This is a genomic window from Acidovorax sp. GW821-FHT09B03, from assembly GCF_059418305.1.
Window position 1 is genome coordinate 209,956 of sequence record NZ_JBWKPP010000003.1, and the last position, 15,814, is coordinate 225,769.

Genomic DNA, 15,814 nt, shown 5'->3' on the forward strand with positions numbered 1-15,814 from the left:
CGACGGCGACGCGGCGCCCAGCCCTCGTTGTTGCCTGCACCCGGCGTGGCCGGTGCATGCGGTTGTCTTGTTTACTGCACCCGCACCCAGGTCTGTGTGCGGCCGAAGGGGCCGAAGGAGCCGCGCACCTCGAGCTTCTTGCCGCCCTCGACAGGCGTCATGCGCAGCGTGTAGTTGCGGCCGTTCTCGGGGTCGAGGATCTTGCCGCCCTCCCACACGTCCTTGCCTTCAGCCTTCTTGGCACCGCGGATCAGCTCCAGGCCCACGAGCGGCTTGCCCTTGCGGTCATCGCTGCACTCGTCGCAGACCTCGTCGGGCTTGGCGTCCTTGGACAGGCGCTTTTCGAGCACGCCGTTCAGGGCGCCACCGCCCGCATCGCGGATGCGGATCTCGGCCTTGGCCTCGCCGGTCTTGTCGTCGATGTTGCGCCACAGGCCTTCGGGCGTCATCTGCGCCCAGGCCGGTGCCGCGGCGGCGGCGAACAAGAGAACGGCTGCGGTGGTTGCTGCATTGACCATGGTGGTGGCTGCTCCGTGGCTGAGGGGTCGGGATCCGCTGGCGGGGGCGCCGATCAGGCCAGGGCCAGGTCGGTGTCCATCAGCACCTTGCTGCCGGCGCGGGCCGTGCGCATCAGCGTCGCCGTCTCGGGGAAGAGCTTGGCGAAGTAGAAGCGCGCGGTCTGCAGCTTGGCGGCATAGAAGGGGTCGGTGTTGCCGGCGGCGATCTCGCGCAGGGCCACCTGGGCCATGCGGGCGAACAGGTAGCCGAATACCAGGTGGCCGGCCACGCGCAGGTAGTCCACGGCGGCAGCGCCCACTTCGTCGGGGTTCTGCAGGCCCTTGAAGCCGATCTCGGTGGTGAACTTGGTCATCTGGTCGGCCAGGTAGGCGACGGGGTTGATGAACTCCGCCATCTTCTCGTTCACGCCTTCTTCTTCCACCAGCTTGCCCACCAGCTTGCCGAACTTCTTGAGCGAGGCGCCGTTGTTGCCCAGGATCTTGCGGCCCAGCAGGTCGAGCGACTGGATGGTGTTGGTGCCTTCATAGATCATGTTGATGCGGTTGTCGCGCACGTATTGCTCCATGCCCCATTCCTTGATGAAGCCATGGCCGCCGAAGACCTGCATGCACGCATTGGTGGCGATGTGGCCGTTGTCGGTGATGAAGGCCTTGACGATGGGCGTGAGCAGGGCCACGAGTTCCTCGGAGTCCTTGCGCACCTTTTCGTCGGCGTGGCCGTGGGCCTTGTCCAGCAGCAGCGTGCAGAAGATCTGCAGTGCGCGGCCGCCTTCGGCGTAGGCCTTGGCCGTGAGCAGCATCTTGCGCACGTCGGGGTGCACGATGATGGGGTCGGCTTCCTTGTCCTTGGCCTTGGTGCCCGACAGGCTGCGCATCTGGATGCGGTCCTTGGCGTAGGCCAGGGCATTCTGGTAGGCCACTTCGGTCAGGCCCAGCGACTGGTTGCCCACGCCCAGGCGGGCGGCGTTCATCATCACGAACATGGCGGCCAGGCCCTTGTTGGGCTGACCCACCAGCGTGCCGATGGCGCCATCGATGGCGATCTGCGCCGTCGCATTGCCGTGGATGCCCATCTTGTGCTCCAGGCCGGTGCAGAAGATCGGGTTGCGCTCGCCCAGGGAGCCGTCGGCCTGGATGTTGAACTTGGGCACGACGAACAGGCTGATGCCCTTGCTGCCCTTGGGCGCATCGGGCAGGCGGGCCAGCACCAGGTGGACGATGTTGGCGGCCATGTCGTGCTCGCCAGCCGAGATGAAGATCTTGTTGCCGGTGATCTTGTAGGTACCGTCGGCCAGGGGTTCGGCCTTGGTGCGCAGCAGGCCCAGGTCGGTGCCGCAATGCGGTTCGGTCAGGCACATGGTGCCGGTCCACTCGCCGCTGGTGAGCTTGGGCAGGTACAGGGCCTTCTGTGCGTCGGTACCGTGCGCGTGCAGGGCTTCGTAGGCGCCGTGCGACAGGCCTGGGTACATGGTCCAGGCCTGGTTGGCCGAGTTCATCATCTCGTACAGGCACTGGTTGAGCACGAAGGGCAGGCCCTGGCCGCCGTAGGCGGGGTCGCAGGAGAGCGCAGCCCAGCCGCCTTCGACGTACTTGGCGTAGGCGGCCTTGAAGCCCGTGGGGGTCTTCACTTCGTGGGTGGCCTTGTCCAGCACGCAGCCTTCGGTGTCGCCGCTGATGTTCAGCGGGAAGGTGACCTCGGCAGCGAACTTGCCCGCCTCTTCGATCACGGCATTGATGGTGTCCACATCCACCTCGGCATGGGCCGGCAGGGCCTTGAGTTCGTCGCTGACCTTGAGCACTTCGTGCATGACGAATTGCATGTCGCGCAGGGGCGGCGTATAGCTGGGCATGGGGTTACTCCTTGGAGATGGTGGTTTGGTTGGAAACTTTGCGGCGTGCAGCAGCGGGTGCGGCTGCGGCCACCGGGGTGCGTGGTGCGCTGTAGCGCGCCAGGATGTTCTGAAAGCCCGTGACGGAGCGCGCCATGGAGCCGGGGGTGCGCAGGAAGCGCGCTTCGTAGTGCAGTGCGAGGATCAGGCCGTGGATCTCGAAGAGCATCTGCTCCTCGTTGGTGTCCGGGCGCAACTCGCCGCACTCCTTGCACTGCTCGATGGCGCGGCGCATGGCGGCCAGCCAGGTGAGGACCGAGCTGGCCAGCGCGTCGCGCACCGGGCCGTTGCGGTCATCGAATTCGACCGCACCGCTGATGTAGATGCAGCCCGAATCGATCTCGATCGAGGTGCGCTTCATCCAGTTGTCGAACAGCGCGCTCAGGCGCGCCACGCCGCGCGGCGCCGACATGGCGGGGTAGAACACCTCCTGCTCGAAGCGGGTGTGGTATTCGCGGATCACGGAGATCTGCAGTTCCTCGCGCGAGCCGAAGTGGGCGAACACACCCGATTTGCTCATGCCCGTGACATCGGCCAAGGCGCCGATGGACAGGCCCTCGAGCCCGATGTGCGTGGCCAGGCCCAGCGCCGCCTCGACGATGACCGCCTTGGTCTGCTGGCCTTTTTGCAGGGCACGACCCGTGCCGGTGCGGGGGCGCGGGATGCGGGTGACCGGAGTAGAGTCGGGGATGGCGGGCATGCGGGCAAATAAAAACGAACGTTCGTACTATTCTGCAGCAAATTTGCCCGCCCACCAAAGGCCTCTCCAAAAATAGGGAGACCGTACCAAAACTTTGTTGCATGGCAGCGACCCGCCGCGCGCGGGGGCTGGAGAGAAGCGCGCAGGCCCGGGCGGCCTGCGGCAAAAGGGAGCCGCTAGGGCCGGCTCCTAGCGCGCAAACACATTCACTCTTAGAGCATCAAGGCCAGGCTGGCGTCCAGGTGCTCGCTGGGCATGCGGCGAAAGCCCGAGCGCGCATAGCGCTGCAGCCGCCCCAGCGCGAAGGCTGTGAGCACGCTGGCAGCCACCTGGGCGTCCACGGTCGGCGTGGCCGAGTCCGCATTGGCAGGCCGCAGGCACTGGCGCAGCGTGGACTCGATGCGGTCGAAGAACTGGTTCATGCGCTGCTGCAGGCGCTCGTGCTCGAACACCAGGGCATCGCCGACCATCACGCGCACCATGCCGGGATTGCGCTCGCCGAACTGCAGCAGCACGGCGACGATGCGGGCCGCCTGGCGCCGACCCACGTCGGCGGGCTGGGCCGGGTCGGGAACCTCTCGGCCGGTGATCTGCTGCACCAGGGCGAAGACCGACTGCTCGATGAAATCGATCAGGCCCTCGAACATCTGCGCCTTGCTGGCGAAGTGGCGGTAGAGCGCGGCCTCGCTGACGGACAGGCGCGACGCCAGCGCCGCAGTGGTGATGCGCTCCGCTCCCGGCTGCTCCAGCATGGTGGCCAGCATCTGCAGGATCTGCACCCGGCGCTCTCCGGGCTTGGGCCGTTTGCGCGCCGCAGGGCTGTCTTCTGCGTCGGCAGTGCTGGCTGGCTCGGGAAGCGGCGAAAGATCGGACATGCGCAAGAAAGGAATGGAGGGCATGCAGGGCTGGCGGCCCGGCGCCCTGGGGGCCGTGGTCCCTGCCACCTGGACGCATGCCGGGTCTCGGCATGCCCCGGGCTTGCGGCAGGGCGTAAATCATGTGTGGAAATGATTCTCGCACAGGCCTCGGCGCCCGCCGCCGTACTGCGCAGGCTACAGCGGAAACACCACAGTCACCATCAGGCCGCGTCCCTGCGCCCCGGTGCCCAGGGTCAGCGACGCACGGTGCACACGGGCGATCTCATCGGCGATCGCCAGGCCCAGGCCCGTGCCCTCGCCCACCGTGCCCGGCACCCGGTAAAAGCGCTGCATCACCCGGGTGCGCTCGGCGTCGGGCACGCCCGGGCCATCGTCCTCCACCTGCAGGAAAACCCGCGGCGGCCCGCTCTTGCCCTGGCGCATGCCGCAGCGGATGGTGACGATGCCCGAGGGCGGTGTGTACTTGATGGCGTTGTCCACCAGGTTGGACAGCAGCTCGCGCAGCAGCCAGCCGTGACCGGTGACGTGCACGGGCTGCACCTCCAGGCCCAGGTCCAGGCCCTTGCCGGTGGCGGGGTCGAGAAAGGTTTCCAGCAGGGTCTCGCACAGATCCTTGAGGTCCACGCGCTGGGGCTGCTGGGCGTCGAGGCTGCGCGCATCGGCCCGCGACAGGGCAAGCAACTGGTGTGCGAGCTGCGAGGTACGGCGTGTGGCGTTGCGCAGCTTTTCGATCTGGTCGACACCCAGCACGATGGCGCCCTGCGTACGCCCGTCTGTGGACACCGGGCCCTTCTTGTCATGGCCGGACGGCGACTGCCGCTGGGGCGCCGCCGCCTTGGCCATCATGGCCCAGGCTTCGACCTGGGCCTGCAGCCCGGCGAGCGGGGTGCGCAACTGGTGGGCGGCATCGGCCACGAAGCGGCGCTGGCCCTCGGCCTGGGCATTGACCAGGGCGAACAGGCGGTTGAGCGAATGCACGAGCGGTCGCACCTCGGAGGGCGAGGCGGCTTCGTCGATGGGGCTCAGGTCGCGCGGCGAGCGGTGCTCCACCGCCTCGGCCAGGTCCACCAGCGGTTTGAAGGCCTGGCGCACCGCCCAGTGGATAGCCAGTGCGGCAGCCGCCACCAGCACCAGGTTGGGCAGCAGCACGCGCAGCAGCAGTTGCTGGGCCCATTGCTGGCGCGGGTCGGAACCATCGGCCAGGGCCACCACCATCTCGCCGGCCCCGGTCCGGCCGCGCTGCACGGCCACGCGGTAGGTCACGCCGCTGTATTCCATGCTGTGGAACTCGGGCGCCTGGGTGGTGGGCACCGCGCTGTGCACCCAGTCGTCGCCCAGCAGCAGCTTGCCCGACGGGTCGCGCACGCTGTAGCCCGAGAAGCCGGCGTTCTGCCGCAGGAAGTCCTCCAAGGGAGGGGCCAGCAGCAGCAGGGGCGGGTCGTTGTCGCGGATGGCCGGCGCCAGCACCGAGTCGGACAGGGCCGGCAGCAGGCGCAGCAGGCGCTGGTCGTGCTGGCCGGCGGCCTCGTCCGCCGACCGGTAGTCCAGCCAGACCCCGATGGTCGCCAGCACGCACAGGGGCAGCACCAGCAGCAGCAGCAAGCGGTTGCGCAGGTCCGAGGTCATGGCCCGCAGTCCGGGCCGTCGCACAGGAGGGATCCGGGTTTCCATGGTCAGGGCCGCGAGAAGAAGAAAGGGGGAGGTTTCAGCCGGCCTGGAGTTCCAGCCGGTAGCCAAACCCCCGGATCGAGCGCAGTGCCACGCCGTGCGGCTCGAGCTTGCCGCGCAGGCGGGACACATACACCTCGACCGCGTTGGGGGTGATTTCCTTGTCCCAGCCGGTGAGCGCCTGCAGCAGCTTGTCCTTGCTGGCGGGCTTGGGCGCATTGATGAGCAGGTACTCGAGCACCGTCCACTCGCGTGGGCCGAGTTCGATGACCTGCTCGCCGGCGTCGGAGCGCACGCTTGCGCGCCGGCCCGCGGTGTCGAGCTCCAGCGGGCCGAAGCTGAGCACGGCCGTGGTGGCGGCCTGCGAGCGGCGCAGCAGGGCCCGCAGGCGGGCCAGCAGCTCAGGCAGCTCGAAGGGCTTGACCATGTAGTCGTCGGCCCCAAGATCCAGGCCCTGCACCCGGTCATGCAGGGCGTCGCGCGCGGTCAGGATCAGCACCGGCATCGAAGGGCTGGCCATGTCCGGGCGGCGCAGGCGCCGCGTGAGCTCGAGCCCATCCATCGCGGGCAGGCCGATGTCGATGATGGCGGCGTCGAAGGATTCGACGCGCAGGACTTCTTCCGCGCGTTCGCCGCTGCCTACCCAATCGACTGCATAGCCGGCATCGGACAACCCCAGCTTGATGCCGCTGGCCACCATCACGTCGTCTTCGACCAGCAGCAGTCTCATTCCATCACCAGGTTCAGTGGCTGCGGATCATCGTGCCGTAGGCCTGGTCGGTCAGGATTTCGAGCAGCATGGCATGCGGCACCCGGCCGTCGATGATGTGCACCGCGTGCACGCCGGCCTTGGCGGCGTCCAGCGCACCTGCGATCTTGGGCAGCATGCCGCCGGAGATGGTGCCGTCGGCAAACAGCGCGTCGATCTCGCGCGCCGTGAGGTCGGTGAGCAGGTTGCCCTGCTTGTCCAGCACGCCAGGGGTGTTGGTCAGGAGCATCAGCTTCTCGGCCTGGAGCACGGTGGCCAGCTTGCTGGCAACCACGTCGGCGTTGATGTTGTAGCTTTCGTTGTTCTCGCCGAAGCCGATGGGGCTGATCACGGGGATGAAGGCATCGTCCTGCAGCGCCTTGACCACGCTCGGGTCGATGGAGAGGATGTCGCCCACCTGGCCCACATCGTGTTCGATGCTCGGGTCCTTGGAATCGAGCAGCTTGAGCTTTTGCGCCCGGATCATGCCGCCGTCGCGCCCGGTCAGGCCAACGGCCTTGCCGCCGGCCTGGTTGATCAGGCCCACGATGTCCTGCTGCACTTCGCCAGCGAGCACCCACTCCACCACTTCCATGGTCTCGGCATCGGTCACGCGCATGCCCTGGACGAACTCGCCCTTCTTGCCCAGACGGTTCAGGGCCGTCTCGATCTGCGGCCCGCCACCGTGCACCACCACAGGGTTCATGCCCACAAGCTTGAGCAGCACCACGTCTTCGGCGAAGTCGGCCTGCAGGGCCGGGTCGGTCATGGCGTTGCCGCCGTACTTGATGACCATGGTCTTGCCATGGAACTTGCGGATGTAGGGCAGCGCCTGGGCCAGAATTTCAGCCTTGTCGCGGGGCGCAATCGAGAGAAGATCAGTCATGGGGGCGTGCCATCAGGAGAAAACGAGGATGCGCAAATTGTGCCGCATTCGCGGGCCGGTCTTGCAAGCATTACCCGCGCGGAGCCCAAGAAACTGGCCCGGCCCTACCAGCGCTCCCGCGCAAGGGCCGCCCCGCCGCGCCGGGAGCGTCCCCCTCTGGGGGGGATGGCGCGAAGCGACTCAGGGGGGATCATCTCCTCAACCAATCCGGCACCTTGAACCGCACGATGGCCAGGTAGGCCACGACGTAGCTGATCACGAAAAGCCAGCAGAAGCCCATCAACACCAGGGTGTTGTTCCAGAACAGGATGGCAGGAACCACGGTGAGCAGGGTGAAACCCCACAGGTAGGGCGAGGTGCGGTTGTTGCGCATGAGCACGCGGCGCGACTCGTCGTCGTGGAACACGCCGCGCACGATGCGCCGGTAGATCAGCTGGTGGAAGTGCAGCGCATCGGCCACCCCAGGGGACACCCCCCGCACCGCCTTGCGGTAGATCGAGAAGACCGTTTCCCAGACCGGGTAGATCAGGAGCAGCATGGGAAACCAGGGAGAGACATCGGCATTGCGCTGTACCAGGGAGATACTGGCCAGGGCAATGACGACGCCCCACACATAGGCCCCACCATCCCCTGCAAACAGCATGCCCCGCGGGTAGTTCCAGACCAGAAACCCTCCCGTAGCGGCTGCCGTGGTCACCAGCAGGGCCGCCAGGGAACGGTCTCCCACCTGCAGGGCCACGTGGGCCAGCGCGAGGCAGACGATGATGGCGACCATGCCGGCCAGGCCGTTGTAGCCGTCGATGATGTTGAAAGCGTGGGGCAGGCCCGCCACCGCCAGCACCACGATGGCCAGGCCCAGCCAGGGGCAGGCCGACAGCAGCATGTCGACCCAGGGCAGGCCGATGCGCGGAACGGAAAGATCCAGGAGGAAGATGGCCAGCAACCCTGAAGCGCCCGTCAGGGCCAGGCGGTAGCGCACGGCCAGTCGCTGGGTCATGTCCTCGGCAATGCCGCCGAGCACCGCCGGCAGCAGCACCAGCAGCCAGCTGCCGACCCACCACCCCAGGCGCAGGGAACCGGGGTCTCCCAGGAAGGACTGCAGGATGCCCAGGCCCCAGGCGCTTGCCAGGCCCAGCAGCAGGGCAGCGCCTCCCAGGCGCGGCACATCCCCCATGTGGAAGCGCTGTGGCATACCGTTTCCATAGGCTGACGCATGTCCCCGCACCCAGCGTACGACGAACCCTGCAGCCATCGCCGCCACCAGAAAACCCACCACGGACAACCAAATCATGAGGCGCCAATCGTAACTGCAGGGCCTGTATCGGCAAGTAACCTCATGTACCCCTGCGTGCGGCTGGTCACACAAAAAGCGCCAAGGGGCAACAACACGAATGCATCTCGATTGCATTCATATACCCGAGCACCCTCCCCACCCCTGGCCGCCAACGACCTGGAGAAGCCGTTCGAGGCAGTGGCGCGCGCCCGAATCAAAGGGCCAGCCAGGCGTTGATCTCCGTCACGCTGGCAGCACGCTCGTCCCCAGCCAGGGACTGCAGGCGCAGGCGCGACGCCACATACAGGTAGCGCGCCTGGGCCAGGTCGCGCAGCGCCGTGGTCTTTTGCTGCTCGGCGTTGAGCACGTCCAGCGTGGTACGGGCACCGGCCTTGAAGGACATCTGGTTGGACAGCACGGCCTGCTCGGCCGAGCGCACAGCCTGCTCCAGGGCACTGATGCGCAGCACGCCCTCGGTCATGCCGCGGAATTCGCGGTGCACGCGCACACTGAGGTCCAGGCGCAGGGCCTCCAACAGCTCGCGGGCCCGCTCGGCACTGGCCACGGCCTGGCGCACGGTAGAGTTGACATAACCGCCGGCATAGATCGGAACCGTGAGCTGCAAGCCAATGGACTTGTTGTCATAGCGCGAATTCACGTTGGTCACGCTGTCGCTGCTGTTGCGCGACCACTGCGCGACGGCATCGAGTGTAGGCTTGTGCCCCGCCTTGGCCTTGTCGATCTCGAAGGTCGCGGCCTCCAGTCGCGCGCGCAAGGCCTTGACGTCGGGGCTCGCCTGCTCGGCACGGGCAATCCAGTCATCCACCAGGTTCGGCGTGGGCGCCCCAGGGGTGAAACGCGCCAGGTCCAGCCGCGCAAGGGTTCCCACCGGCTGCCCCGTGATGGTCTCCAGCTTGCGGCGGGTGAACTCCACGTTCTGCTGGACCTCCAGCTCCTGGGCATAGGTCAGGTCCAGCCGTGCCTGTGCTTCGTCGATGTCCGTGCGGGTGCCGCTGCCTGCCGCAAAACCTTTCTTGGCCGCATCGAGCTGGGTGGTGTAGGTACTCTTCTGCGAGCTGATGAGCGCCAGCTGCTCCTCGGCCAGCAGCGCCTCGAAGTAGGCTTCGCCCACGCGCACCACGAGGGTTTGCTCCGCGCTTTCCAGCGTGGCATCCGCATCCTGCACCACGGCCTCGGCTTGCTTGACCAGCGCGCCAAGGAAGGGGCGGTACAGCGGCTGGCGAATGGTGAGTGCCTGGTTGCCGCTGTAGTACTTGTTCTCCGTGGTGACGGGTTGACCCAGAGCGCTCTGGGTTTCGCTGGTGAGGTCGTTCTTGTTGCGACCCGCAGAGAAAGAGACGTTGGGTAGCCGCTGCGCCTTCGCCTGCGGCAGTTGCTCGCGGCTGGCATCGGCTGCCGCGCGCGAGGAGCGGATGGTCGCATCGTTGGCCAGGGCGGCCTCATAGGCCTGGCGCAGGTCGATGGACCAGGCCGGCGCCGCCGCCAGCAATCCGGCCACTGCAGCGGCCAGAAGGCCCAGACGGGCTACCGGCCCGCGTCGGGTGCTGCCCGCAGGCAGGATGGCATGTCGTTGCGGGGTCATGGCTTTACTCCTCGGTCATGGACGCAGCCAGCCGCTTGGTCAGCGGATGCAGCAGGTAGGTCAGCATCGAGCGCTCGCCCGTCTTGAAGATGACTTCCACGGGCATGCCCGGTTGCAACTGGCGCTTGCCCAACTTCTTCATGCCTTCCGGCGTCACCTGGATGCGCGCCAAGTAGTAGCTCACATTGGTCTGCGGCTCGACCAGCAAGTCGGCGGAGATGGACGCCACCTTGCCGTCCACCACCAATTGGGGCGAGTGGGCGAAGGAGGAGAACCGCACATCCACCGGCAGCTCAGAATGCACGCGGTCGATCAGGTGCGGGGCCACATGCGCCTCCAGCAGCAGCGAGGCATCTTTGGGCACAATGTCCATGAGCTTTTGCCCGGGTGCAATCACACCGCCCACGGTCTGGATGGCCAGACTCACCACCTGGCCAGAGGCTGGCGCCTTGATCTCGGTGCGCCCCAGGTCGTCGGTGACGGCATGCAGCTTTTCATTGTCCGAGAGCACTTCGCGGCTCACTTCAGCCAGACTGCTCTCGACTTCCTTGCGATATTCCTGCTGGCGCGACAGGGCGCGCTGGCGCAACTCACCAATGGTGCGGCGCGCGCGGATGGTATTGCCCTGAAGATCGGCAATCCCCGTCGTGGAGTCGGCGACCATGCGCTCCATCTCCAGTTGGCGGTTGCGTGGTGCATAGCCTTCCTTGACCAGACCACGCAGATTGCTCAACTCTTCATTGATCAGCGACAACTGGCTCTTGCGGCTGGCCAGCATGCCGTCATAGGCCTGCAGCAGGCCTTCCTGGCCCTGGATGCTTTCCTCAATGGATTGCAGGTCGGAACGCAACAGGCTGCGCCGCGTCATGAACAGCTGCTCTTGGTTCTGCATCTGCTGGCGGATGAGCGGGTCGGAGCCTGCGGCCTGCAGGTCGGCATGGAAACTGATACTGGCCAGGCCGCCCTGCTCTGCCAGCAGGCGCCCCTGCATGGCGCGCAGTCCCAGGTAGCGTTGGCGCACAGACTCGTAGTTGGCCCGTGCCACGGCCGAGTCCAGGCGGATCAGCAACTGACCTTCCTTCACCTCATCGCCTTCGCGCACCAGCACCTCCTTGACGATGCCGCCACTCAGGTGCTGTACCGCCTTGCGCTTGGTGTCGATGGCGACGATACCGGCAGCCGGCACCCCTTCATCCAGAGGAGCCAGAGACGCCCACAGCAGGAACCCGCCAAAACCGATGGCCAGCGCCCACAAGCCCATGCGCCCGGCACGGCCGGGGTCCCCGGCTGCGGGAAGCGCCACGGCTTCGTTGCCGTCCAGCGATGGATCCGGCTTCTTATTCAAAGGAAACAATGATTTGACCATGTCAGTACCCGACAGAAAGAGGCATCAATAAAACGGAGTGCGGCGTTGGCGCCGCGCTCATACGGGCGCGGGCTGCAGCCCGCCCGATGTCGCAGCCGGAGGCGAAGACTGCGCAGCTGCAGCGGCGGCATGGCCCGCGCGCAGGGCGTCGAGCACCGCGTCACGCGGCCCGTCGGCCACCACAGCGCCGTCCTGAAGGACCAGCAGCCGGTCTGCAACGGCCAGGATCCCGGGCCGGTGGGTGATCAGGAATACCGTGCACCCCTTGGACTTGAGTTCCTGCACCGCGCGAACCAGGGCGGCTTCGCCCACGTCGTCCAGGTTGGCGTTAGGCTCATCGAGCACCACCATCACCGGGTCGCCATACATGGCCCGCGCCAGGCCCACGCGTTGGCGCTGGCCGCCGGAGAGGAGGTTGCCCGCCTCGCCGATGGGCGTGTCATAGCCCTTGGGAAAGCGCAGGATCATTTCGTGCAGGCCCGCGCTACGCGCTGCGGCAATGACTTTTTCGGGGTCGACCTGCCCGAAGCGCGCAATGTTCTCGGCAATGGAGCCCTCGAAGAGCTCGATGTCCTGCGGTAGATAGCCCAGGTACGGCCCCAGTTCCATGCGGTCCCAGCCATCGAGGGGCAAACCATCGAGCAGCACCTCGCCCGACGCACCGGGCCAGATGCCCATCAGGCAGCGCGCCAGGGTGGACTTGCCCGACCCCGAAGGGCCCAGGACAACGGTCACCGTTCCCGCTGGGGCTGCCGTACTCACGCCCTTGAGAATGGGCAGCGGCCGACCGGGAGCCGTTGCCACCAGCCCGCGCACCAAAACATCCCCCTTGGGCGCGACACGAGACAGTGCGGCATCACGTTCGGGGTGTGTGCGCAGCAGATCCTCCAGGCGCTCGAAAGCGCTGCGCGCACCGATGAAGCTGCGCCAGGTGCCGACCAGCATGTCGATGGGCGCCAGTGCACGCCCCATGAGCACGTTGGCGGCAATCATGCCGCCCGGCGACAGCTGGCCGTCGATCACCAACAAGGCGCCAATACCAAGTGCAAGCGACTGCTGGCTGTAGCGAATGAGCTTGCTCCAGGCACTGATACGGTGCGTGAGCGCCTGGGCTTGGCCATGCAACTCCAGGGCCTTGGCATGGCGCTTGGCCCAGTGGGGGCGCAGGTTGTGCACCATGCCCATGGACTCCAGCGCCTCCGCATTGCGCAGCTTGCTTTGCAGATAGGCACCCGATTCCGATGTGGCCTTGGATGCGGCTTCCGATGGCGCTACGGTGTGGCGGTGGCCAAACCATGCCAACGCACCCTGGATCGCTGCGAAGACCAGCGCCGCATAGCCCAGCACGGGGTGCAGAAAGAACAGCACGGCCAGGTAGATAGGAGCCCAAGGAATGTCGAAGAACGCCAAAATGCCATTGCCCGTGAGGAACTGGCGGATCTGGATGAGGTCCATGAATGCGCGCACCACCGAGGCCCCGGTCTGGCTCAGGCGGGCCTCGAAACTGGCGTTGAAGACACGGGTGCTGAGCACCCCATCCAGGCGCAGGCCGGCATGCACGAGCACGCGCGATCGCATCCACTCGGCAAACGCCATCACGATGAAAAAGAACAGCGTGATGAGCGACATGACGATCAGGGTCAGTTCGCTGCGGCTGGACATGACGCGGTCAAAGACCTGCAGCATGTACATGGTGGGCGCCAGCATGAGCACATTGGCCACCATGCTGAAGATGCCAACCACGATGAACTCCCGCCGGAAGGTCCACAGCGCCTCGGTGAGCTCGCTGCGGTGGAAAAAACCAGTTTTCTTCATGAATGGACTCGCGTGGATATCAGGATGCAGCCAGCGCAGGCGCCGAACCTTGCGGCGTTGCCTGCCGTGCTTGTGCCGCCTGGGCCTGCTGTTGTGCAGCCTGGTTCAAGGCTGCAATGACCTCGTCGCGCGGTCCGAAGACCTGCTGCAGTCCGTCGCGCAGCACCAGCATCTTGTCGGCCACGGCCAGCACGCTGGTGCGGTGGGTCATGATGACGAAGGTGGTGCCGCGCGCCTTGGCCGCCTGGATGGCCTGCGCCAGCGCCGCATCGCCCTGTTCGTCGAGACTGGAATTGGGTTCGTCCAGCACCACGAACACCGGGTCGTCGTAGAGTGCGCGGGCCAGCCCCACCCGCTGGCGCTGGCCACCCGATAGCCGGGCACCATCGGAACCCACGGGATTGTCGTAGCCGTGCGGCAGGGAAAGGATGAACTCGTGCAGGCCGACCGCGCGGGCTGCAGCTTCCACCTTGACCATATCGACCTTGCCAAACCGGGCGATGTTCTCGGCCAACGTGCCTTCGAACAGTTCCACGCCTTGGGGCAGATAGCCCATGTACGGGCCCAGTTCCGCCTTGTTCCAGGTGTACACGTCAGCGCCGTCGAGCCGTACCTTCCCCCCGGCCGCAGGCCACAAGCCCACCAGCAAACGGGCCAGTGTGGTCTTGCCCGAGGCCGATGGCCCCACCACCACCAGAACTTCGCCGGGATTCAATGCGAAAGCCACTCCGCGCAGGATATGGGCAGGGTTGCCAGGCGCCGATGCAATCAGCTGCTCGACCTGGAGCGCGCCCCGTGGTGCAGGCAGGGCCATGTTCACCGAAGCAGCAGGCAGGGCTGTCAGCAACTGGTCCAACCGCATCCAGGCATCCCGCACGTTTACGACCGTCTGCCACTGCGTCACCACCTGGACCAAAGGAGCCAGCATGCGCCCGCCCAGGATGGATGCGACGATCATCATCCCCGCGCCGCCATTGAGTTCGTTGCGCAAAAGCAGCCAGGCACCCAGCCCCAGCAGCAGCGAACTCAAGGTGTTCTGCACGAACTTGGAGAGCGCCTGAAAGCCGCCTGCGCGCTCGGACGCCAGCGCCTGCAAGCGCAGGAAATCGCGCTGCTTGTTCTGCCAGCGCTTGTGCGTGTCGCGCAGCATGCCCATAGACTCGATCACCTCGGCATTGCGCAGGGCGCCGTCGGCATACTGCTGTGCAGCAATCGAACTGCCATTGGCCTGCATCAGCGGCGGCTTGGTGGCACGCTCGTTGAACCAGGCCACGATCACCTGCAATACCCCGAAGGCGAGCGCCGCCCATCCCAACACCGGGCTGATCATGAACAGGAGCACCATCATCACCAGTGCGATAGGGGCCTCCATGACGGCCAGCAGTGCTGGAGAGTACAGAAAGTCGCGCACCATCCGGAAGTCATTCAGCGGCTGCTGAGATCCCCCGGGCAGGCGCTTGAGGCTGGCTTCGAAGATGGCGCCGAAGACACGCCCGCTCATGCGGTGATCGAGCTCTACGCTGGCAGAGCGCATCACCTCGCTGCGCGCCCATTCCAGCACCTCCATCAGCACGTAGGCCCCCAGCACCAGCAGCGTGAGCATCACCAGCGTAGTGTGGTTGCGCGTGTTTACCACCCGGTCATAGACTTCCAGCATGTACACGGAAGGCGCCAGCACCAGCAGACTGGAGAAGACGCTGAACCAGCCGGAACGCACGAAAAATGGCCTCAGCGAGGAAATTGCCTGACGCAGTTCAGAGGGAGGGAGGTTGGGTTTCATACTGTCTCGTGGACCATGATGTATTCGGGGATCTCGCCGTCGGGCATGGCCTGGTCAGAGGCCAATACAGCGCCGTTGGATTCGCTGCCCAGTAAAAAAGACAATTCATAGACGCCATCAGCCCGCCGCGACAGGACGATTTCGCGCAACTTGCGCGCGTGAAAGCTCTCTTCGTCCGCTGGACGCAGCGCCAGCTGGAAGCGCATGCGTCCGTCCAGCGTGAACATGGACAGCTGACCACCCTTGACGCTCAGGGTGTGGCGGTCAAAGTACACCGGGCAACTGTCTGCAAACTGCAACAAGGGCAGCGGCTTGTCGCCCAGCCGCGAAAGATGGAAGGGGCTGGCCGGGTGCTGAAAGATCAGGCGCCCCGTGCGCGATACCGAATAAATGGCATTGCACACCATCTGCGAGCCCATTTCCGGGAACTGCTCGCGCAACGGGCGGTAGGTCAGGTGGTGCAGCGCCACACGATTCCATGTCCGGGTCTGTTGCACCACGGGCGAAATGGCATTGCACACCCTGGAAAAACCCACCTGCAATGCACGCAGCCGCTCCACCTGCTCGGGTGTGGCGTTGAGCGGAATGCGCAAGAGAGAATTCATATAGGAAGCGGAGTCTACCAGTTCCTATATGAATTTTTTCACCGACACCCCAGGCACCCGTCTTGTCGGAGTGATCCGAATCACA

The 15,814-nt window shown here is 65.9% G+C and carries 13 protein-coding genes; all 13 read right to left on the reverse strand.

What is annotated here, in order from left to right; all coding sequences use genetic code 11:
- Positions 1 to 71: 71 nt before the first annotated feature.
- Complete coding sequence (locus tag AC07PA_RS07380) at positions 72 to 518, reverse strand: DUF2147 domain-containing protein (protein WP_007860874.1); 447 nt, start codon at positions 516 to 518, stop codon at positions 72 to 74.
- 53 nt (positions 519 to 571) lie between these two features.
- Positions 572 to 2,368 carry an acyl-CoA dehydrogenase C-terminal domain-containing protein gene (locus AC07PA_RS07385; RefSeq protein WP_494608300.1) on the reverse strand — a complete coding sequence of 599 codons (1,797 nt, stop codon included), beginning with the start codon at positions 2,366 to 2,368 and terminating at the stop codon, positions 572 to 574.
- Between the two features lie 4 nt (positions 2,369 to 2,372).
- Positions 2,373 to 3,107, reverse strand: coding sequence for a TetR/AcrR family transcriptional regulator (locus tag AC07PA_RS07390; protein ID WP_007860871.1), 735 nt, complete (start codon positions 3,105 to 3,107; stop codon positions 2,373 to 2,375).
- Between the two features lie 212 nt (positions 3,108 to 3,319).
- A complete protein-coding gene (gene slmA, locus AC07PA_RS07395; RefSeq protein ID WP_007860869.1) occupies positions 3,320 to 3,982 on the reverse strand; it encodes a nucleoid occlusion factor SlmA in 663 nt (220 codons plus the stop codon).
- Between the two features lie 177 nt (positions 3,983 to 4,159).
- Positions 4,160 to 5,611, reverse strand: a complete 1,452-nt coding sequence (locus tag AC07PA_RS07400; RefSeq protein WP_007860868.1) for a sensor histidine kinase — start codon at positions 5,609 to 5,611, stop codon at positions 4,160 to 4,162.
- Between the two features lie 79 nt (positions 5,612 to 5,690).
- Entirely contained in the window at positions 5,691 to 6,383 is a 693-nt protein-coding gene (locus AC07PA_RS07405; protein ID WP_007860866.1) for a response regulator transcription factor, read from the reverse strand.
- Positions 6,384 to 6,396: 13 nt separating this feature from the next.
- Positions 6,397 to 7,287, reverse strand: a complete 891-nt coding sequence (argB, locus tag AC07PA_RS07410; RefSeq protein ID WP_007860864.1) for an acetylglutamate kinase — start codon at positions 7,285 to 7,287, stop codon at positions 6,397 to 6,399.
- Between the two features lie 190 nt (positions 7,288 to 7,477).
- Entirely contained in the window at positions 7,478 to 8,578 is a 1,101-nt protein-coding gene (locus AC07PA_RS07415; RefSeq protein ID WP_007860862.1) for an MraY family glycosyltransferase, read from the reverse strand.
- 196 nt (positions 8,579 to 8,774) lie between these two features.
- Positions 8,775 to 10,163, reverse strand: coding sequence for a TolC family outer membrane protein (locus tag AC07PA_RS07420; RefSeq protein WP_494608301.1), 1,389 nt, complete (start codon positions 10,161 to 10,163; stop codon positions 8,775 to 8,777).
- A 4-nt stretch (positions 10,164 to 10,167) separates the two neighbouring features.
- Positions 10,168 to 11,529, reverse strand: coding sequence for an HlyD family type I secretion periplasmic adaptor subunit (locus AC07PA_RS07425; protein WP_494608302.1), 1,362 nt, complete (start codon positions 11,527 to 11,529; stop codon positions 10,168 to 10,170).
- Positions 11,530 to 11,586: 57 nt separating this feature from the next.
- Positions 11,587 to 13,344, reverse strand: coding sequence for a type I secretion system permease/ATPase (locus AC07PA_RS07430; protein WP_494608303.1), 1,758 nt, complete (start codon positions 13,342 to 13,344; stop codon positions 11,587 to 11,589).
- Positions 13,345 to 13,363: 19 nt separating this feature from the next.
- Positions 13,364 to 15,124: a type I secretion system permease/ATPase gene (locus tag AC07PA_RS07435; RefSeq protein WP_007860856.1), complete on the reverse strand. Its 1,761-nt coding sequence runs from the start codon at positions 15,122 to 15,124 to the stop codon at positions 13,364 to 13,366.
- Entirely contained in the window at positions 15,121 to 15,717 is a 597-nt protein-coding gene (locus AC07PA_RS07440; protein WP_494608304.1) for a hypothetical protein, read from the reverse strand. Before AC07PA_RS07440 ends, AC07PA_RS07435 begins: the two co-directional genes overlap by 4 nt.
- Positions 15,718 to 15,814: the final 97 nt, after the last annotated feature.